This is a genomic window from Noviherbaspirillum album, assembly GCF_035916955.1.
GTDB classification, from domain to species: Bacteria; Pseudomonadota; Gammaproteobacteria; order Burkholderiales; family Burkholderiaceae_D; genus Noviherbaspirillum; species Noviherbaspirillum album.
This window is the reverse complement of the sequence record NZ_JAWIIV010000001.1, coordinates 129,564-148,148: the sequence shown is the minus strand read 5'-3', so window position 1 is coordinate 148,148 and position 18,585 is coordinate 129,564. Positions and strand designations below refer to the sequence as shown.

The following is an 18,585-nucleotide window of genomic DNA, read 5'->3' as shown; positions in this document are numbered from 1 at the left end:
ACGAGTCTACCGAGTCTACCCTATGGCAACTCAATCTCGCCGGGCCGCTGTGCTCCTTCTCATCATCCTGGGCTGTCTGCTGGGCGCAAGCCTGGCACTTTTCCGAGCGCCGGACAATGGCGGCCGGAATGCGGCGCAGCAGGGCAGCGACGCCGCTGAAGGCGTGAACGATACACGCAGCATCGTCACGGTCACCGACCTGCTCGGACGCAAGGTGGAAGTCCGCGTGCCGGTGCGGCGCGTCATTCTTGGCGAGGGCCGACAGCTCTATCTGGTTGCCGCTCTGGATACCGCCAATCCGATCGAGCGCATTGTCGGCTGGCGCAAGGACATGATCCAGGCCGATCCGGATACCTATCGGCGCTATCTGAAGCAATTCCCGGCCATCGCCGACATTCCGACGTTCGGCGGCTTCGAGGATGGCACTTTCGACATTGAACAGGCGATCGCGCAGAAGCCGGATGTCATTTTCCTCAAAATCGAGGCCCAGCGCGCCACCGAGGATTCGCGTTACATCGAGAAGTTGCATGCGCTCGGCATTCCGGTGGTCTACATCGACTTCCGGCACTACCCTATCGAAAACACCGAGCCGACCATGCGCCTGTTCGGCAAGCTGTTCGGCAAGGAGTCTCGCGCCGACGAGTTCATCCGTTTCCGCGCCGAGCAGATTCGCCGGGTCACTGATGTCATCGATGCCAGGAAACCGGCACGGCCCAAGGTTTTCATCGAGCGCATCGGCGGCTATACGCAGGACTGCTGCCTGAGCTTCGGCAACGAGAATTTCGGCCGGTTCGTCGAGCTGGCCGGCGGCGACAATATCGGCAAGCAATTCATACCCGGCACCTTTGGGCAGCTCAATCCGGAACAGGTGGTCGCCTCGAACCCCGACCATGTCGTCGTCACCAGCGCCAACTGGGAAGCCTATGCGCCGGGCGGCAGCTGGATAGGCGTGGGGCCGGGGGCCGATCTCAAGGAGGCCGCGCGCAAGCTCGAGGCCTATACGGCGCGTCCCGCCTATGCCGGCACCACCGCCCAGCAGCGGCGCGCCTTCCATGCGATCTGGCACCAGTTCTACAACAGCCCGTATGAATTCATCGCTATCCAGCAGCTGGCCAAATGGTTTCATCCCGAATTGTTTGCCGAACTTGATCCCGACGCCGGCTTCCGCGCCTTGCACGAACGCTTTCTTCCCTTCGGCCATGAACCAGGCTATTTCGTATCGCTGAATGCGAATCCAAGCAATCCGGCAGCGTCGGCAGCATCGGCAGCATCGGCGAGCCTGCCCGGACAAGCCAATGCGGAGGTCCGCCCATGAGCGCCGTCCTGCAGGAAGAAACCGGGCAACGGGAAGCCTATCGCAAACTGGTGCGGCGCAAGCAGTTCGTGCTCGCGTCGATCAGCCTGCTATTGGTGTTGAGCGTGCTGCTGGACCTGGCGCTCGGCCCGGCCAATTACCGCTTCGGCGACGTCGTCCGCGCCCTGTTCATGCCTGACAGCGCGCCGCTGCAGCTGCGGGTGGTGCTGTGGGAAATCCGCCTGCCGGTGGCCCTGATGGCGCTCGCGGTGGGGGCGGCGCTGTCGGTGGCGGGCGCGCAGATGCAGACCATTCTCAACAACCCGCTCGCCAGCCCCTTCACTCTCGGCATTTCCGCCGCCGCAAGCTTCGGCGCCGCGCTCGGCCTGGCCTTCGGCGTCAGGCTGGTGCCGGTGGCGGCCGAGTACCTGGTGCCGCTCAATGCCTTCCTGATGGCCATGCTGTCGGCCTTCCTGATCCACATGCTGTCGATGCGCCGCGGCGTCACCGCCGAGACCATCGTCCTGCTGGGCATTGCCCTCGTGTTCACCTTCAATGCCCTGCTTGCGCTGGTGCAGTATTTCGCTTCCGAACAGGCGGTGGCCGCCGTCGTCTTCTGGACCATGGGCAGCCTGACCAAGGCGACCTGGACCAAGCTGGCGATCACATGCGCCGTCATCGCCGTCACGCTGCCCCTGTTCGTGCGGCGCGCCTGGGCGTTGACCGCGCTGCGCCTGGGCGAGGACAAGGCGGCGAGCTTCGGCGTCGATGTGCCGCGCCTGCGCTTCCAGACGCTGGTGCTGGTCAGCCTGCTGGCCGCGATTCCGGTTGCCTTCGTCGGCACCATTGGCTTCATCGGCCTGGTCGGGCCGCATATCGCCCGCATGCTGATCGGTGAAGACCAGCGCTTCTTCCTGCCGGCATCGCTGCTCACCGGCGCGCTGGTGCTGTCGCTCAGCTCGGTGGTCAGCAAAACGCTGATTCCCGGCGCCATCTTTCCGATCGGCGTCGTCACCTCTCTCATCGGCGTGCCTTTCTTCATTTCTCTCATACTCGGCAGCAGGAGGAATGCATGGTAAGCCTGCGGCTGGAGGGTATCGGCGCCAGCTATGGGCGTCAGCCGATCATTGCCGGCATCAGCACGCCGGCCTTCCGCGCCGGTGAAGTCGTGGCCGTGATCGGACCCAACGCCGCCGGCAAGTCGACGCTGTTCAAGCGAATGGCCGGCCTGCTCGACGGTCCCGGCAAGGTACGCCTGGAGCATTCGGACAAGGGCATGGAAGGCATCTGCTACATGCCGCAGGACATCAGCGCGAATGCGCGATTGACGGTGTATGAATCGGTGCTGCTGGCGCGCAAGCAGCAGACGCCGTCATGGACGGTGCATGATGCCGACCTGGCGCTGATCGATGAAGTCATGGCATCGCTGGGCATGGCCGAGCTGGCATTCCGAAACCTCGGCGAACTCAGCGGCGGCCAGCGCCAGCTGGCCTCGATCGCCCAGACGCTCGCGCGCGACCCGGAGATCCTGCTGATGGACGAACCGACCAGCGCGCTCGACCTGCACCGGCAGGTGCAGGTGCTCGCCTTCATGCGCAAGCTCGCCCGTCAGCGCAACATGATCGTGTTCATCGCCATTCATGACCTCAACCAGGCATTGCGTTTTTCCGACCAGGCGCTAGTGATCGCCGGGGGTACGCTGCAGGCCAGCGGGCCGAGTGCGGAAGTCATCACCGTCGAGATGCTGCGCCGGGTGTACCGGATCGCGGCGCGCATCGAGCGTTGCTCGATGGGCATCGGCCACGTGATTGTCGATGATGTCGTCTGAGCGTCGTCTGACCATGGTCAAGAGGAACCGCAATGCATAGAGACCTTCCCCCGAGCTTGCTCGAATGCCTGCGAAATACCACGCCGGGCACGGATGAAGTGATTCATCTCAATAACGCCGGCGCCTCGCTCATGCCGCGCGTGGTGCTCGATACCGTGCTCGATCACCTGCGGCTGGAAGCCCGCATCGGCGCATACGAGGCGGCCGAGGCCGAACATGCGCGCATCGAGAAGGTCTATGCCTCGGTTGCCCGCCTGCTCAATGCCCATCCGGATGAGATCGCGGTCGTCGAAAATGCCACCCGTGCCTGGGACATGGCCTTTTATGCCCTGCCCCTGAAGCGGGGCGACATCGTGCTGACATCGACCACGGAGTACGCGGGAAATTACATCTCCTATCTTCAGCTGCAGCAAACACGCGGGATAGAGATACGTATTCTCCCCAATGATGAGCGCGGGCAGGTCTCGGTCTCCGCGGCACGCGACATGCTCAAGGACCCGCGCGTCAGGCTGATTTCATTGCCGCTCATCGCTTCCAACGGCGGACCGGTGCAGCCGGTCGGCGCCATCGGCCCCATGGCCCGCGCGGCCGGTGTCTGGTTCCTGCTCGATGCCTGCCAGGGAGTGGGCCATCTTCCCGTTGACGTGAAAAAGATCGGCTGCCACATGCTGTCGGCCACCAGCCGCAAGTATCTGCGCGGACCGCGCGGCATGGGCTTTCTTTACATCGAACAGGAGCTATGCCGGCAGCTTGAGCCGCCGTTCCTCGACCTGCATGCGGCGCGGCTGGAAGCGCCCGACCGTTTCCGTGTCCGGCCGGATGCACGCCGCTTCGAAAACTGGGAATGCAATGTCGCCGCCAAGCTGGGCATGGGGTCGGCGATTGATCATGCGCTGGACATCGGCATCGACGTCATCTGGCGGCGCATCCTGGCGCTGTCCGATTCGTTGCGCGAGGGCCTTGCAGCGATTGCCGGCGTGCGGGTGCATGATGCCGGGCTGGTCAAGTCGGGCATCGTGAGCTTTGCGGTGGAGGGATTGTCCGCTGCCGAGGTGCAGCGGGCGCTTGCGGCACAGGAGAAGCGCATCAACGTCAGCACGACGACGTTCCGCTCGACGATGCTCGACATGCAGCAACGCGGACTGACCGAACTCGTGCGCGCTTCGGTTCATGCCTACAACGCCGAGCACGAGATCGACACCCTTGTGACATCCATCGACCTGCTTGCGAAAGGAAAAGCACATGCCTGAACTTCCAATCCTTAGTCCATCCTACTGCGTGGCGATCAAGCCGATTTCGTTTCTGCGCCGGTCGGAAGAGGTCGACGACAGCGAGGTGCGGCAACTCGCCGATCGCATACGCGAGGCCGATGTCTGGACCATGCCGATCCCGATCGATATCCAGACCGGCATCATCATGGACGGCAACCATCGTGCCCGCGCCGCAATCCTGCTCGGCCTCGACTACCTGCCTTGCGTACTGCTCAGCTACCGTGACCCCAGGGTGATGGTCAGGAGCGCCCGCACCGGCGCGCCGTTCAATGTCGACGAGATTTATCGCCGAGTGGTGCATGATGTGGAAATGCTGCCGTACAAGACGACCCGGCATGACTTTGCACCGGCGCTGCCGTGCACGGAAATCCGGCTCGGCATGCTGCGTTCCGGCGGTGCTGGTATTACTCCATCTTGATGCCCGCCTGTTTGATGATGCGATCCCACTTGCTTCTTTCGCTCTTGATGAAGCGGTCGAATTCCGCCGGCGATGAACCATCGGCGCGGGTGCCGAGAGACGCAAGCTTCTGCACCACTTCCGGCTCCTTCAGAATTTTCGCGGTTTCCTTGTAAAGCGCATCGACGATCTCGGGCGGCGTTTTCGCCGGTGCGACGAGGCCGAACCAGGACAGGACTTCCGCATCCTTCACGCCGGCTTCCGCCATGGTCGGCACGTCCGGCAACTGCTCCAGGCGGCGCGGTCCGGCCACCGCGATCGGCTTGATCTTGCCCGATTTCATCTGCGCGATCACCGACGGCGGCGTTTCGATGGCGCCGGTGACCTGGCCGGAGACAATGGCGGTAAGCGATTCCGATCCGCCCTTGTAAGGCACGTGCGTGACCTTCACATTGGCCGCGCGCTGGAACAGTTCCGCGCCGAGATGCGGCGTGGTGCCGTTGCCGGGCGAGCTGAAGAAGATATTGCCTTCATTCTTCTTCGCATAAGTGATGAATTCCGGCAAGGTCTTGGCTTCCACCGTATTGTTCACCACCAACACCATCGGCATGTCGGCCACCATGGTGATTGGCGCGAAGCTGGTCGCCGGATCGAATGTCAATTTTGAGTACAGGCTGCCGTTGATGGACAGGATACCGGCTGAAGTCATCAGCAGCGTGTAGCCGTCGGGCGCAGATTTCGCCACCACGTCCGCTCCCATATTGCCGCCCGCGCCCGGCCGGTTCTCGACGATCACCGGCTGGCCGAGCGACTTCGACAGCCGCTCGCCGATCAGCCGCGCCATCACATCGGCCACGCCGCCCGGCGCGAAGGGTGCGATGATCTTGATCGGCTTGGTGGGATAGGCATCCTTGGCGAGCGTCGGACCGCATCCGAGGGCGGCTGCGGCAATCAGGACGAGGGTGGTTCTTCTGGCTTTTGAAATCATGTTTGTCTCCTAGTGTTTTGTATTAACAGCTTGTGGTTTCGGATGATGCAGGCAAATCAGGCGACTTCGATCTCCACCAGCACCGGCGTCGGCGAGCGCAGCGCCTCTGCCAGCACGCCGCGCAGGTCTTCCGCCTTGTCGACCCGCACGCCGTCGCAGCCCTGGCCTCTGGCCAGAGACACGAAATCGATATCAGGCAGGTCCGTGCCTTCCAGCTTTTCATCCGGGCCAAAGCCGAACACGCCGGCAAATTCCTGCAGCGCCGCATACCTGCGGTTCTTGAGGATGATGAAGGTGATCGGCAGTTTCATCTGGGCCGCGCTCCACAAGCCCTGGATCGAATACATGGCGGAGCCGTCGCCGATCAGCCCGATCACCTTGCTGTTGCGCTTGACCATGGCCACCCCGACCGCCGCCGGCAAGCCATAGCCGAGCCCGCCGCTGCACATCGTATAGAAGGTTTCGCTGCGCAGGATGGGCAGATAGTTGTGCATCACCGGGCGCGAGCTCGGCGCTTCCTCCACCACGATGGAATCGGGCGCGCGCAATTCGGCAAGCGTCTGCAGCGCGAAGGCCACCGACATGCGGCCGCCCGCCGCGGGAGGTTCGGCGCGGCGCGGCGCGGCGCGCAAGGCCGGCGTCGGGCGTGCCGGCGGCGGGTCGCGCTGCAGCAGGTCCTGCACGGCGAGGCGGATGTTGCCGACCGCGGCGGTGCCGACCGGCGACCATGCGGCAATCGCCGGATCTTCGATCAGCTGGCACAAGGCGGCCCCCGGCGGCACGTGCGGCCCGAAACCTTCGACATGATAGGTAAAGGCCGGCGCACCGATCACCAGGATGAGATCATGCGGCGCCAGCAGGCCGACAATTTTTTCACGCATCGCCGGCAGGAAGCCGGCGAATAGCCGGTGGTCTTCCGGAAAGCCGCTGCGGCCCGACATCGGCGCGGTGAAGACCCGCGCGTTGTGCCGCTCGGCCAGCCTCACTACGTCGTCCCATGCTTCGCCGCGATCGACCGCCGCGCCGACCACGAAGGCCGGCCGGGTGCTGCCATCGAGCGCGCGGCCGATGCCGTCGAGCACGGCCGGATCGGGACGGGTGCAGGCGCTAACCACTCGCTGCGGCACGGGTTCGGCGGGACGATCCCAGTCATCCGCCGGGATCGATACCAGCACCGGGCCGCGCGGTTCCTGCATTGCGATGTAATAGGCGCGGGCGATCGCCAGCGGCACGTCTTCGGCGCGCGCCGGTTCGCAGCTCCATTTCACATAGGGCTTGGGGAGTTCCGTCGCCTGCGCGGAGAACAGGAAAGGGTCATAGGGCAGGATGGCCCGGGCCTGCTGGCCGGCGGTGATCACCATCGGCGTGCGGTTCTTGTGGGCGGTGAAGATGTTGCCCATTGCATGCCCGACGCCGGCCGCCGAATGCAGGTTGACGAAGGAAGCATTGCGGCTGGCCTGCGCAAAGCCGTCCGCCATGCCGACCACCACCGATTCCTGCAGGCCGAGCACATAGCGGAAATCCTCGGGGAAATTGCGGAACAGCGGCAGTTCGGTCGAACCGGGGTTGCCGAAGATGGAGGTCATGCCGAAACGGCGCAGCAAGTCGATGACGGCGTCGCGTACGGTGAAGGTCGGTTGGGATGCGGCTGGGGCGGATTGGGACATAAGGGGTAATCTTGAATTGAAAGGACTGGGCAATTAGTTCAAGGCATGTGCTCCTTTCTCCCGCAGGCGGAAGAAGGGAGACGCTCTGCATCTGCGGTTTTAAATCTCACACTGCCCAGTATGTCAAACTCGCCATTGCCGCGAAATTGCTTTTTTCGAGCAAAGCCATTACATTTCAGTATGACTTTAGACGGCCGACAGATCGCTGCATTCCTCGCCATTGCCACCCACGGCAGCCTGGGACGGGCCGCCGAGGCCATGCACATCACCCAGCCTGCGCTCAGCCGCATTGTCAAGCGGCTGGAAGACGAGCTGGACGCACCCTTGTTCGAACGCAACTCCAAGGGCATGCGGCTGACGCCGTTCGGCGAGGCGCTGCTTCCGCGTGCCACCTTGCTGCAGCAGGAAGCGCTGCACGCCGCCGAAGAAATCCAGGCCATGCGCGGCTTGGGCAAGGGCACCATCCGGGTCGGCGCCATCGGCAGCATTGCCAGTTCCATCCTGCCGCATGCGATCGAGGAAGTCCTCACCCGCTGGCCCAATCTGCGCATCGAAGTGGTCGAGGGCGTCTGGGACCGGCTCGCCGACGCGCTGGTGACCCATGAAATCGACATCGCGCTCGGCACGCAGATGGAAGACAGCGACGACATCTGCGCAATTGCAGACTGCCGCTGGACCGATGCAAGCTACGTGGTGACCGCGGCCAGCCATGAACTCCGGCAACGCGAGAAGCTTTCGCTCGCCGATACGCTGGAGCAGCGTTGGGTGATCGTCCCGCGCGGCACCGCGCCCTATGAAGACATGCGCCGCATGTTCGCCAGGCACGGCCTCGGCTTGCCCAACATCGTCGTCGAGACCCGTTCCATCGTGGTCTTGAAAAGCCTTGTGATCAATGCCGGCTTTCTCAGCTGGATGCCTGCGCCGATGTACGAGGTCGAGCGCAGGGCTGGCCTGCTCGATGCATTGCCGATCGAAGGGGCCCGCGCCGAGCGCACATTGACCGCGTTCCGCCGCCGCGAAGGTTTGCTGCCCGCGCCGGCGGCAAAGCTGGTGGAAGAATTGCGAAGGATCGCCATGACGCCGGGAAGCGGCGGCAAGCGTGCTTGATTCCAAACCAAAAACCATGCTGCGGCGCACTTCGGTATACCAAGAGGCTGGTTTTACATGAAAAATCGTGCCGTCTACCATGATTTTTCGTACAAACCTGGGTTGACGGTATACATCAAAATATTTGCGGTGTACTTTAATAGCCATTCCAACAAATTAAATCTGGCTAAAGAAAACCGCATGGATACCCAGACCGCCCGCTTGCTGGTTGAACTCCGCGATCTCATCATGAAGGGTGCCTTCGCCGCCGGCGAGCGGCTGGTGGAGGCGGCGCTGTCGGAAAGGCTGCAGGCCTCCCGCACGCCGGTTCGCTCCGCGCTGCTGATGCTGGAGCAGGAAGGCCTGGTGCAGCGCGTGCAGGGCGGCGGTTACATCGTGCGCAAATACACGGCACGCGAGATTTCCCAGGCGATTGCGGTGCATGCCAACCTGGAAGGCATGGCCGCCCGCCTGCTGGCGGAACAGGGCGTGCCGCGCAGCCTCAGCGATGAATTGCAGTCCTGCCTCGATGAAGGCGACCGCATCACGTCGGCTGCAAAGATGGAACTGAATGCCGTGGCAGCCTACTTAGAAATGAACAACCGCTTTCATCAATTGATCGTCGATGCCTGCGGCAACGAAGTGCTCAGGCAGTGTCTCGCATCGATAGACCGCATTCCTTTCGCCTCGGCAGGCGGCATGCTGCCGTTCCAGTCCAAGCAGGCGCACAGCGATGAACTGATGCGTTTCGCCCAGCGCCAGCACCACATGCTGGTCGATGCCCTTCGGCGCGGACAGGGTGCCCGCGCCGCAGCGCTGGCGGAGGAGCACAGGCAGATCGCGTTGCAGAACCTCAAGCATGCAACCGAGCACAGCGGCGAAGACAACCCGATTTCCATCCTGCGCCTGGTGTCCTGACAGGCTTCGGACCGAAACGATATTGCGCTGATCAACCCTTGCCGGCAGGGCAGGGGAAGGCGGAGCCATGTCTGGAACATTGCAGTCACTGCAGCAACGTCATCATCGGCAGCACGGCAGCACCGAAAACAGAACAGAAGATTCGTGTGGCAACCAAGCATTACAACATTGGAGAGAGACAAAATGAAACATCCCATCAATCTGAAACGCAGAACCCTCGCAGCGGCCCTCGCACTGGCCGCCGCCGCTCCCGCCCTCAGCTTCGCCCAGGCCGATAAACCGATCCGCATCGGCTACACCATGTCGCGCACCGGTCCCTACGCGCCGGGCGCACAGGTGTCGCAGGAGCCGAACTATCTGCTTTGGGCCGAGCAGGTCAATGCCGCCGGCGGCCTGTCGGTCAAAGGCCAGAAGCGCAAGGTCGAACTCGTCGCCTACGATGACCGCAGCGAAATCGAGACCGCGGTGCGCACCTATGAAAAACTCATGGGCAGCGACAAGGTCGACCTGATCCTGCCGCCATGGGGCTCGGCGATGAATTTCGCGGTCGCACCGCTGGCTAACCGCTACGGGTATCCATTCCTGGCGCCGACCGCGCTGTCGCGCAAGCTGATCGACATGCAGCTGCCTTACTTCTTCTCGCTGCTGCAGCAGCCGGACAAGATGATGGGTGCGCTGGCCGACATGCTGGCCGCCAATGGCGTCAAGACCGCGGCGGTGGTCTACATGGATGACCTGTTCGGCATCGAGAACATGGCCTCGCTGCGCATCGCGCTCAAGGACAAGGGCATACAGATCGTCGAAAGCAAAAGCTATCCGCTCGGCGTGAAGGACTTGTCGCCGGTGCTCAAGAGCATCAAGACGCTCAATCCCGACGCCTTCATCGGCATCACCTATCCGCCCGATACCATCCTCGCCTCGACGCAGGCGCGCGAAATCGAATTCAACCCCAAATTCTTCTATGCCTCGGTGGGCACCGCATTCCCGCTCTACAAGCAGCGCATCGCGGCCGATGCGGAAGGCGTGCTCGGCATGGGTTCCTGGAATCCGAAGGTCTCGCCCGGCGCCAAGGCCTACTTCGATGCACATGTCGCGCAGATGAAGAAGGAACCGGACCGCTGGGCCAGCGGCCATGCCTGGGCCGGCCTGCAGATCCTGCAGCAGGCGGTGGAAAAGGTCGGCCTCGATCGCAAGGCGCTGCGCGAGCACATCGCCGGCAACGAGTTCGACACCATCCTCGGCAAGATCCGTTTCCAGCGCGGCGAGAACACCAGCATTCCGGGCACGGTCGGTCAGTGGCAGAACGGCGAGTTCGAAGTTGTGTGGCCGCCGGCGCGCGCCACCGCCAAGCTGGTGACGGCCAAGCCGGCCTGGAAGTAAAGCCGCGACCCACAGCACTCGTCGAGACTAAAAAATGGATCTTTCCCTGTTTGCCGATCTTGCGGTGAACGGCCTGGTGATCGGCGGCATTTATGCCGTCATCGCCATCGGCCTGAACCTGCAGTACGGCCTCATGCGCATCCTCAATATCGCCCACGGCGAATTCCTGATGATCGGCGCTTTCCTCACCTTCACCCTTCACACGGTCACGGGAGCGAGCCCGCTGCTGTGGCTGCCGGTGGTCGTTGCCTTGTGCTTCGGCGGCGGGCTGGTGCTGCACCGGCTGGTGTTCCGTCGCCTGGCCGCGACCTCCAAGTCGCTCGACCAGGTCGAGGAGCGCAGCCTGATCATCGGCTTCGGCCTGATGTTCATCCTGCAGAATGCCGCCAACCTGATCTGGGGCGCCGACATCCGCGGCTATGACTTCATGAGCGAGCCGCTCAAGTATGCCGGCGTGGTCGTGACCAAGAACCGGCTGCTGGTGCTGTTCCTGGCGGTGGCGGCGAGCGTGGGATTGATCCTGCTGCTGCAGCGTACCCTGCTCGGCAAGGCGGTGCGCGGCATGCTGCAGTCGCCGCTCGGCGCCTGGCTGGTCGGCATCGACACGCAGCGCCTGCATCCCTTCGTGTTCGCGCTTGGCATTGCCATGGCAGGACTCGCCGGCTCGCTGCTGAGCATGATCTACGAAGTGTCGCCCAACATCGGCGAGACCTATACCGTCATGGCGCTGATCGTGATCACGCTCGGCGGGCTGGGCAGCATCGGCGGCAGCTTCGCGGCCGCCATCCTGCTCGGCCTGGTGGAAAGCTTCGGAACGCATTTCACCAATCCTTCGCTGAAGATGCTGCTGAGCTACGGCATCTTCGTGCTGATCCTGATGACCCGACCGAAAGGCCTGTTCGCAAAATGAAAACCTTCATGAGCCTTGTGGCCGCGGCCGGCATCCTCCTGGCCGCCGGACCGTGGGTCCTGTCCGACTTCTGGCTGTCGCTGGCGATGACCTGCATGATGTATTCCGCGCTGGCGGTGAGCTGGGCCATGTTCAGCGGCACCACCCGCTATCTCTCTCTGGCGACCTCGGCCCTGTTCGGCCTCGGCACCTATACCACCGCGATGGCGATGCAGCACCTGCCTTGGCCGCTGCTGATCATCGGCGGCGGGCTGGTATCGGCGCTGTTCGCGCTGCTGGTCGGCGCGGCCGTGATGCATCTGCGAGGCACCTATTTCGCGGTGCTCACCTTCGGCCTGGGGGAACTGGTGCGCCATTCCATCACCTATACCGAGAAAAGCGTGTTCGGCACGGTCGGCCGCGTCCTGACCGAAGTGCCGTCCAACGAAACCCTGTACTGGACCATGCTGGTATTGGCGCTGCTGTCCATCGTCACCTACAAGCTGGTGTCGGCATCGCGACTGGGCATGGCGATGCGCGGCATCGGCGCCGACGAGCAGCGCGCCGCCACCTTCGGCGTAAACACCCGCGCCACCAAGCTGGCCGGCTTCGCCCTCAGCGCATGGTTCGCCGGCGCCGTAGGCGCCGCCATGGCGGTACGCTGGACCTACATCGATCCGCATTCCGCGTTCAGTCCTCTGATCGGTTTCCAGACGGTGCTGATCGCCATGATCGGCGGCGCCACCACCTGGCGCGGCCCGGTGATCGCCGCCATCGGCCTGAGCCTGCTATCGGATGCGCTGCGGCTGAACTTCCCGCATGCCTACCTGATCATTCTCGGCGTGCTGCTGATCGTGTGCGTGCTGTTCATCCCCGGCGGACTCGCCAGCATCCGGTGGAAGAAAATTTTCAACAGGAATCACGGCGGCCTGGTTGCCGGACACAAGGAGGCGGCATGAGCACATCCATGCTTTCGGTGCGGGGCCTGGGCATGCAGTTCGGCGGACTCAAGGCACTGTCGGACGTAACGATGGAGGTCGCCACCGGCGAGTTCGTCGGCGTCATCGGTCCCAACGGCGCCGGCAAGACCACCTTCTTCCATGCCATCAGCGGCGTTCATGTGCCGACCTCAGGCACGGTGCGCATTCGAGGCCAGGAGATGCAGGGCAACAGTCCGGATGCCTTCTGCCGCGCCGGCGTGGCGCGCACCTTTCAGACGCCGCGCATCTTCGGCGACATGACGGTGCTGGAGAACGTGCGCTTTGCCTTCATGTTCGGCAACCGCGGCGGCGATGCGGCGCTGGTCGACAAGGTGATCGAGGAAACTCATCTGAGCGGCTTGCGCGGCGAGACGGCCGGCGAGCTGCCTCCGGCCCGCCAGCGCCAGCTTGAAATCGCGATGGCGCTCGCCACCGCACCGCGCCTGCTGCTGCTCGACGAAGTGGCGGCCGGCCTTACCGAGGGCGAAGTCGAAGACGTCGCGCGGCTGATCCGCCGCCTGCGCGACACCTATGGCCTGACCGTGGTCTGGATCGAGCATGCGGTGCGCACGCTGATGAAGACGGTCGACCGCGTCGCGGTCCTCAACTTCGGACAGCTGCTGGCCGACGGCACGCCGGCGCAGATCGCAGCCGATCCGAAGGTCATCAGCGCCTATCTCGGTGACGAGGTCGATGATGCCGATAAGGCCGATAAGGTCGATGAGGTGAGCCAATGAGCGCATCCATGAACATACTGCTTGAAGCAACGCGACTGTCGGCCGGCTACGGCCCGCTGGAAATCATCCGCAATATCAATGTCCGCGTGCTGCAGGGCCAGCTGACGGTGATCGTCGGTCCCAACGGCGCCGGCAAGACCACACTGATGCGGGCTCTGTCGGGCATCCTGCCGCTGGGCCAGGGCGGAGTTGCGCTCGCCGGCAACGCGGTCGAATCCTTCAACGTATCGAAGCGCGTTTCCAACGGCCTGGTGCTGGTGCCGGAGGGCCGCCACCTGTTCACCCAGATGACGGTGGAAGAGAACCTCGAACTCGGCGGCTACCTGCTGCCGGCTTCCGAGCGCCGGCGGCTGATGGACGAAGTCCTGGCGCTGTTTCCTCGCCTTGCGGAACGGCGCGGGCAGCTGGCCGGCACCATGAGCGGCGGCGAGCAGCAGATGGTGGCGGTGGGCCGGGCCATGATGGGCAAGCCGAGGTGCATGCTGCTCGACGAGCCTTCGCTCGGCCTGGCGCCGAAGATGGTGGCCGAACTGTTCCGCATCCTGCGGCAGATCTGCGACCAGGGCACCGGCGTGCTGCTGGTCGAGCAGAACGTCCGCCAGGCGCTGTCGGTCTGCGATCACGCCTACATCCTGGAGCAGGGGCAGGTGGTAGCGGAAGGCTCGGGGCAGGAATTGCTGCAGGGCGAACGGATCAGGAAGTCGTATCTGGGGCTGTAGAGAAGCAAGGGCTGCCGGCCATGCAGCGCCGGCGGCATATCACTCACATTCAACATGATTGGGAACCGAAAATGAGCACTATCTCCATGCTGATCAACGGCGAACGCGTACAGGCCCGCAGCGGCGCGCAATTCGAACGGCGCAATCCTCTCGACGGCAGCGTCGCCACCACCGCGCCGGCCGCCGGCGCCGAGGATGCGATCGCCGCGGTCGATGCGGCGGCCAAGGCCTTTCCAGCCTGGGCCGCGATGGGACCGGGCGAGCGCCGCGCGCTGCTGATGAAAGCCGCCCATGCGCTCGAAGCCAAGGGCGAGGCCTTCGCCGCCGCGGTCGCCGCCGAGACCGGCGGCTCGGCCATGTGGTCGGGCTTCAACGTGCACCTGGCGGCCGGCATGCTGCTGGAAGCCGCATCGATGACGACCCAGATTAGCGGCGAAATCATTCCGTCCGACGTGCCGGGCAGCCTCGCCATGGGTGTGCGCCAGCCGGCCGGCGTGGTGCTGGGCATGGCGCCCTGGAATGCGCCGGTCATCCTCGGCGTGCGCGCCATCGCCATGCCGCTTGCCTGCGGCAATACCGTGGTGCTGAAGGGTTCCGAGCTTTGCCCCGCCACCCACGGGCTCATCATCGAAGCCATGCAGGAAGCCGGCCTGCCGCCCGGCGTGGTCAATTTCGTCACCAATGCGCCGCAGGACGCGCCGGCGGTGGTGGAAGCGATGATCGGCCATCCGGCGGTGCGACGCGTTAACTTCACCGGTTCCACCCGCGTGGGCAAGATCATTGCCGCCTACTGCGCGAAGTACCTGAAGCCGGCCGTGCTGGAGCTCGGCGGCAAGGCGCCGTTCGTCGTGTTGGACGACGCCGATATCGACGCCGCGGTCAATGCCGCGGCCTTCGGCTCATTCGCCAACTCCGGCCAGATCTGCATGTCCACCGAGCGCATCATCGTCGACAGCAAAATCGCCGATGCCTTCGCCGAGCGACTGGCGGCCAAGGCCGGCCAGCTGCCGCTGGGCGATCCGCGCAAGGGTCCGGTGGTGCTGGGTTCGGTGGTCGACATGAGCACCGTGCATCGCTGCAACGAACTCATCGACGATGCGCTGGCAAAAGGCGCGAAGCTGCTGTGCGGCGGAAAAGCCGATTCCACGCTGATGCCGGCCACGCTGATTGACCACGTGACGCGCGACATGAAAATCTACCACGAGGAATCCTTCGGGCCGGTCAAGGGCATCGTGCGCGTCGACGGCGTTGACGAGGCGGTGACCTGCGCCAACGACAATGAATTCGGACTGTCGTCGGCGGTGTTCGGCAACGATATCGCGCGCGCGATGAATGTCGCCAAGCGCATCGAGTCCGGCATCTGCCACATCAACGGCCCGACCGTGCATGACGAGGCGCAGATGCCGTTCGGCGGCGTCAAGGGCAGCGGCATGGGCCGCTTCGGCGGCAAGGCCGGCATCGCCGAGTTCACCGAGCTGCGCTGGATGACGGTGCAGACCGCGCCGCGGCATTACCCGTTCTGATCCGCTAGAGCGGTTTCGCCTAAGCCGGACAGGTTGAAACCGCTCTAGTTCAGCAAGGTCCTGGCCATTTCGAAACGGTCGGCCCAGTACCGGCTGGTCAGCTTGTCCACGCGGACCTTGCCTCGAGAGTTCGGCGCATGAATGAACTCACCCTTGCCGAGGTAGATGCCGACATGCGAAAACGGCTGGCCAAGGGTATTGAAGAACACCAGGTCGCCGGCCCTGAGCTGGCTGATCGCCGCCTCCCTTCCTTCGCGCGCGAGCGACGCCGCGTTTCCCGACAGCGGCATGCCGGCCGCTTGCCGGTACACGTAGGTCACCATTCCCGAGCAATCCAGCCCCGCATCCGGATTCTTCCCGCCGAACCTGTATCCGGTCTTCAGCAGCATCAGCGCATACATGGCGATTTCGCGCGCCGCCGGTGACGACTCGGGTTCGTTCTGAAACATGTCGGCAGTGATTCTGCCTTGCGGGGCATGAGGAGCACTGCCGCAGCCGACGAGGCCGGCAAGGAGAAAGGCGATGAGAAGGTTTCGCTTCATGCGGGTTCACTTGATTTTGTGCGATTGCATAGGATGTCACTATACCTGCAACAAGTGAACTGCCGAAGCCGGCCGGCTAGACTTGTGGCGCTTTCGTCAGATCCGGATGCATGCTGCAGTAATACCAATACCAAGTCATGACATGACAGATGAAATTGATGGATTTTTTCGTCTGGCGAGGTGCGGGAGGAATCCATAGCGGGGCTATGGATGACGAGTGCAACGCGGCCAGGCGGAAAAAGACGCGAATTCATGTCATGGAATGGCTTGGGATTGGTATAAGGGTAATCGGCCAGTCGCCTGCCATGACGCCACGCCAGGAATCGTTTATTGATACTTCATGGATAAGTGTGGGTTCGACGGCATGTGTTTTTCTACACTGGCTGCAGTCAAGCCGGAGAACACGATGACCCATTCCACATTCAAATGCGCAGCGCCTGCGCTTCCATCAAGGCGTCTCTTTTTAACGCAGGCCCTCGGCACGATAGGTATGGTGTCGCTTGCAATGGCCGCTCCTGTCTGCGCTGCGGACCTGCTGGTGCCGAACATCACCGGCCTGTATTCCGTCAGTGTCGCGAAGATCGAGCGCCCGTCATTCACAGCCGAAGTCGCGGAACTGGTACGCCAATGGCCGGGAAGGATAGCGGTGGGCGGCGGCCGCTACAGCATGGGCGGACAGACGGCGGTGGAGGGCGGGCTGCAGATTGACATGCGGAGCATGAACCGCCTTGTCTGGTTCCGCCCGCAAGCGAAGACGGTCAGGGTGCAGGCCGGCATGCGCTGGCGCGACCTGCAGGACATCATCGATGGCCATGGCCTGTCGGTGAAGACCATGCAGAGCTACGCCAACTTCACGATTGGCGGCTCGGTGTCGGTCAATGCGCACGGGCGTTATGTCGGAAACGGCCCGGTCGGCAATTCGGTCAGGGCGCTGCAGATGGTCCTGGCCGACGGCAGCATCGTCGAGGCTGGCCCGGATCGGAACCGCGCCCTGTTTTCGGCCGCCGTCGGAGGATATGGCGCTGTCGGGATCATCACCGAGATCGAACTGGAACTCGGCCGCAATGTGAAGATCGAGCGCATCGTACAGGCCGTGCCGCTGGAAGACTATCCCGCATTCTTCAAAACCCTGATCGAGCCGGACCGCGAGAACGTCCTGCATAATGCCGACCTGCTTCCGCCGGAATTTGATGCTCCCGTTTCCGTGACGTGGAGAGAATCGGGCAAACCGCTCACGGAGAGGCAAAAGCTCATACCGAGAGACGGGTCTTACACCGCAGTGCAGAACGCGATTTGGGCAGCGACGGAAATGCCCGGCGGGGATTGGCTGCAATCGAAGCTCATCCGTCCGAACGAACTGGGCAAACCCGTTGTGAAATGGCTCAATCATGAAGCCAGCCGCGATACCGCCGAACTTGAGCCTCGTACGAGGCTGATGAGCACGTATGCCCTGCAGGAGTACTTCATCCCGGTCCGTCATTTTTCCGGGTTCGTTCGCGGCATGCAAACCATCCTGCGGCAGCGCGACGTGGATGCACTGAATGTCTCGATCAGGCACTCGCCGGCGGATGCCGTCGGCATGCTGCCCTGGGCCAAGGAGGAGGTGTTCTGCTTCGTCCTGTATCACAAGCAGCGCACGCATGCGAAAGCGCGCGCCGATGTCGGACGCTGGACACGCGAACTGATCGACTTGGCGTTGATTTACGAAGGCCGGTATTACCTGCCGTACCAGCTTCATGCGACGTCGCAGCAATTCAGGCGTGCCTATCCTGAAGCGGCAGAGCTTGCACGCTTGAAGGCCCGCGTCGATCCGGCCGGCAAATTCTCCAACGAATTGTGGAGAAAGTACCTCTAAGCCTCCGGGTTCGCCAGGATAGTCAGTGGGAGGATTCCTTGAGGGTAAGCTGGCGTGTGTCGTAAAAGCCCTGGAAACGCGCAATCTTGCCTTCGTCGTCAAATGCAAGCAGGCTGACGCCGTCGTAGGAAAGCGCTTCGCCGGAAGGACTCTTGCCGGTGGATTTCCAGAACAGGCCGGCGGAATGATCGCTGGTTGTCACGTCGTAGAACTCGGAATGGATTTCGCCGAACGCCGATGCATACTGCCGCCAGAATTCGGCGATCTCGCCGCGCCCCTGGCGGATGCCGTGTTCTCGCTCCAGGACGGGATTGCTTAATTGCGCGCCATCGGCAAACATGTCCGCGATCTGCTCGGCAACCTGCGGGTCGCCGTCTTCAAGACGATGCAGCTGTTCAATAAATCGATCGGCAAGATGTCTTGCTTGTTGAACGTCCATGACAATTCCTCATTTTGAATGTGGTAGATATGACATAAACCGGTCGCTGTCCGATTCGGTTTGAGCCTTAAA

General features: G+C 63.1%; 18 protein-coding genes. 14 read left to right on the top strand and 4 right to left on the bottom strand.

Translation table 11 applies throughout. The features are described from left to right. The first annotated feature begins 22 nt into the window (after positions 1-22). From RY831_RS00640 to RY831_RS00620, 5 genes are read left to right on the top strand one after another with little or no spacing between them, the layout of a single operon-like run. A complete protein-coding gene (locus RY831_RS00640) occupies positions 23-1,315 on the top strand; it encodes an ABC transporter substrate-binding protein (protein WP_326504401.1) in 1,293 nt (430 codons plus the stop codon). Continuing rightward, the gene (locus tag RY831_RS00635; protein ID WP_326504400.1) at positions 1,312-2,373 is read left to right on the top strand and encodes a FecCD family ABC transporter permease; all 1,062 of its coding nucleotides are present in this window, start codon (positions 1,312-1,314) and stop codon (positions 2,371-2,373) included. The genes RY831_RS00640 and RY831_RS00635 overlap by 4 nt, the downstream gene beginning before the upstream one ends. Next, positions 2,367-3,122: an ABC transporter ATP-binding protein gene (locus RY831_RS00630; protein ID WP_326504399.1), complete on the top strand. Its 756-nt coding sequence runs from the start codon at positions 2,367-2,369 to the stop codon at positions 3,120-3,122. The genes RY831_RS00635 and RY831_RS00630 overlap by 7 nt, the downstream gene beginning before the upstream one ends. A gap of 32 nt (positions 3,123-3,154) precedes the next feature. Beyond that, positions 3,155-4,372 (top strand): aminotransferase class V-fold PLP-dependent enzyme, encoded by a 1,218-nt coding sequence (locus RY831_RS00625; RefSeq protein WP_326504398.1) that lies wholly within the window; start codon positions 3,155-3,157, stop codon positions 4,370-4,372. Then, a complete protein-coding gene (locus RY831_RS00620) occupies positions 4,365-4,811 on the top strand; it encodes a ParB N-terminal domain-containing protein (protein WP_326504397.1) in 447 nt (148 codons plus the stop codon). The genes RY831_RS00625 and RY831_RS00620 overlap by 8 nt, the downstream gene beginning before the upstream one ends. Here RY831_RS00620 and RY831_RS00615 read toward each other — a convergent pair. Both RY831_RS00615 and mdlC read right to left on the bottom strand, forming a co-directional pair. Beyond that, positions 4,798-5,778: a Bug family tripartite tricarboxylate transporter substrate binding protein gene (locus RY831_RS00615; RefSeq protein ID WP_326504396.1), complete on the bottom strand. Its 981-nt coding sequence runs from the start codon at positions 5,776-5,778 to the stop codon at positions 4,798-4,800. The genes RY831_RS00620 and RY831_RS00615 overlap by 14 nt on opposite strands. 56 nt (positions 5,779-5,834) lie before the next feature. After that, on the bottom strand, positions 5,835-7,445 hold the full coding sequence (mdlC, locus tag RY831_RS00610) for a benzoylformate decarboxylase (RefSeq protein ID WP_326504395.1): 1,611 nt from the start codon (positions 7,443-7,445) through the stop codon (positions 5,835-5,837). A gap of 180 nt (positions 7,446-7,625) precedes the next feature. Here mdlC and RY831_RS00605 point away from each other — a divergent pair, with 180 nt between their 5' ends. The 8 genes from RY831_RS00605 to RY831_RS00570 all read left to right on the top strand — a co-directional run bounded on the left by RY831_RS00605 (position 7,626) and on the right by RY831_RS00570 (position 15,677). Then, positions 7,626-8,552, top strand: a complete 927-nt coding sequence (locus RY831_RS00605; protein WP_326504394.1) for a LysR family transcriptional regulator — start codon at positions 7,626-7,628, stop codon at positions 8,550-8,552. A gap of 180 nt (positions 8,553-8,732) precedes the next feature. Continuing rightward, entirely contained in the window at positions 8,733-9,449 is a 717-nt protein-coding gene (locus tag RY831_RS00600) for a GntR family transcriptional regulator (protein WP_326504393.1), read from the top strand. A gap of 183 nt (positions 9,450-9,632) precedes the next feature. Further along, entirely contained in the window at positions 9,633-10,829 is a 1,197-nt protein-coding gene (locus RY831_RS00595) for an amino acid ABC transporter substrate-binding protein (protein ID WP_326504392.1), read from the top strand. A gap of 34 nt (positions 10,830-10,863) precedes the next feature. Continuing rightward, positions 10,864-11,739, top strand: coding sequence for a branched-chain amino acid ABC transporter permease (locus RY831_RS00590; RefSeq protein WP_326504391.1), 876 nt, complete (start codon positions 10,864-10,866; stop codon positions 11,737-11,739). Between the two features lie 8 nt (positions 11,740-11,747). Further along, the gene (locus RY831_RS00585; protein ID WP_326504390.1) at positions 11,748-12,677 is read left to right on the top strand and encodes a branched-chain amino acid ABC transporter permease; all 930 of its coding nucleotides are present in this window, start codon (positions 11,748-11,750) and stop codon (positions 12,675-12,677) included. Further along, the gene (locus tag RY831_RS00580) at positions 12,674-13,435 is read left to right on the top strand and encodes an ABC transporter ATP-binding protein (protein ID WP_326504389.1); all 762 of its coding nucleotides are present in this window, start codon (positions 12,674-12,676) and stop codon (positions 13,433-13,435) included. Before RY831_RS00585 ends, RY831_RS00580 begins: the two co-directional genes overlap by 4 nt. A gap of 8 nt (positions 13,436-13,443) precedes the next feature. Continuing rightward, the gene (locus RY831_RS00575; protein ID WP_326504388.1) at positions 13,444-14,154 is read left to right on the top strand and encodes an ABC transporter ATP-binding protein; all 711 of its coding nucleotides are present in this window, start codon (positions 13,444-13,446) and stop codon (positions 14,152-14,154) included. 71 nt (positions 14,155-14,225) lie between these two features. Further along, positions 14,226-15,677, top strand: coding sequence for an aldehyde dehydrogenase (locus RY831_RS00570; protein ID WP_326504387.1), 1,452 nt, complete (start codon positions 14,226-14,228; stop codon positions 15,675-15,677). A gap of 44 nt (positions 15,678-15,721) precedes the next feature. On the opposite strand, the gene RY831_RS00565 is transcribed toward RY831_RS00570, so the two are convergent. Then, a complete protein-coding gene (locus tag RY831_RS00565; protein WP_326504386.1) occupies positions 15,722-16,219 on the bottom strand; it encodes a C40 family peptidase in 498 nt (165 codons plus the stop codon). Positions 16,220-16,625: 406 nt separating this feature from the next. Here RY831_RS00565 and RY831_RS00560 point away from each other — a divergent pair, with 406 nt between their 5' ends. Continuing rightward, on the top strand, positions 16,626-18,074 hold the full coding sequence (locus tag RY831_RS00560; protein WP_326504385.1) for an FAD-binding oxidoreductase: 1,449 nt from the start codon (positions 16,626-16,628) through the stop codon (positions 18,072-18,074). 22 nt (positions 18,075-18,096) lie between these two features. Here RY831_RS00560 and RY831_RS00555 read toward each other — a convergent pair whose 3' ends face one another. Then, complete coding sequence (locus RY831_RS00555) at positions 18,097-18,513, bottom strand: nuclear transport factor 2 family protein (protein WP_326504384.1); 417 nt, start codon at positions 18,511-18,513, stop codon at positions 18,097-18,099. Positions 18,514-18,585 lie beyond the last annotated feature (72 nt).

What these genes read in the sequence shown, in the direction of transcription:
- RY831_RS00585 (WP_326504390.1), top strand. Translation starts at nt 11,748, where the DNA reads ATGAGCCTTGTGGCCGCGGCCGGCATCCTCCTGGCCGCCGGACCGTGG.
- RY831_RS00555 (WP_326504384.1), bottom strand. Translation starts at nt 18,513, where the DNA reads ATGGACGTTCAACAAGCAAGACATCTTGCCGATCGATTTATTGAACAG.
- RY831_RS00560 (WP_326504385.1), top strand. Translation starts at nt 16,626, where the DNA reads ATGACCCATTCCACATTCAAATGCGCAGCGCCTGCGCTTCCATCAAGG.
- RY831_RS00630 (WP_326504399.1), top strand. Translation starts at nt 2,367, where the DNA reads ATGGTAAGCCTGCGGCTGGAGGGTATCGGCGCCAGCTATGGGCGTCAG.
- RY831_RS00620 (WP_326504397.1), top strand. Translation starts at nt 4,365, where the DNA reads ATGCCTGAACTTCCAATCCTTAGTCCATCCTACTGCGTGGCGATCAAG.
- RY831_RS00625 (WP_326504398.1), top strand. Translation starts at nt 3,155, where the DNA reads ATGCATAGAGACCTTCCCCCGAGCTTGCTCGAATGCCTGCGAAATACC.
- RY831_RS00595 (WP_326504392.1), top strand. Translation starts at nt 9,633, where the DNA reads ATGAAACATCCCATCAATCTGAAACGCAGAACCCTCGCAGCGGCCCTC.
- RY831_RS00615 (WP_326504396.1), bottom strand. Translation starts at nt 5,778, where the DNA reads ATGATTTCAAAAGCCAGAAGAACCACCCTCGTCCTGATTGCCGCAGCC.
- RY831_RS00600 (WP_326504393.1), top strand. Translation starts at nt 8,733, where the DNA reads ATGGATACCCAGACCGCCCGCTTGCTGGTTGAACTCCGCGATCTCATC.
- RY831_RS00580 (WP_326504389.1), top strand. Translation starts at nt 12,674, where the DNA reads ATGAGCACATCCATGCTTTCGGTGCGGGGCCTGGGCATGCAGTTCGGC.
- RY831_RS00570 (WP_326504387.1), top strand. Translation starts at nt 14,226, where the DNA reads ATGAGCACTATCTCCATGCTGATCAACGGCGAACGCGTACAGGCCCGC.
- RY831_RS00605 (WP_326504394.1), top strand. Translation starts at nt 7,626, where the DNA reads ATGACTTTAGACGGCCGACAGATCGCTGCATTCCTCGCCATTGCCACC.
- RY831_RS00640 (WP_326504401.1), top strand. Translation starts at nt 23, where the DNA reads ATGGCAACTCAATCTCGCCGGGCCGCTGTGCTCCTTCTCATCATCCTG.
- RY831_RS00575 (WP_326504388.1), top strand. Translation starts at nt 13,444, where the DNA reads ATGAACATACTGCTTGAAGCAACGCGACTGTCGGCCGGCTACGGCCCG.
- RY831_RS00590 (WP_326504391.1), top strand. Translation starts at nt 10,864, where the DNA reads ATGGATCTTTCCCTGTTTGCCGATCTTGCGGTGAACGGCCTGGTGATC.
- RY831_RS00565 (WP_326504386.1), bottom strand. Translation starts at nt 16,219, where the DNA reads ATGAAGCGAAACCTTCTCATCGCCTTTCTCCTTGCCGGCCTCGTCGGC.
- mdlC (WP_326504395.1), bottom strand. Translation starts at nt 7,445, where the DNA reads ATGTCCCAATCCGCCCCAGCCGCATCCCAACCGACCTTCACCGTACGC.
- RY831_RS00635 (WP_326504400.1), top strand. Translation starts at nt 1,312, where the DNA reads ATGAGCGCCGTCCTGCAGGAAGAAACCGGGCAACGGGAAGCCTATCGC.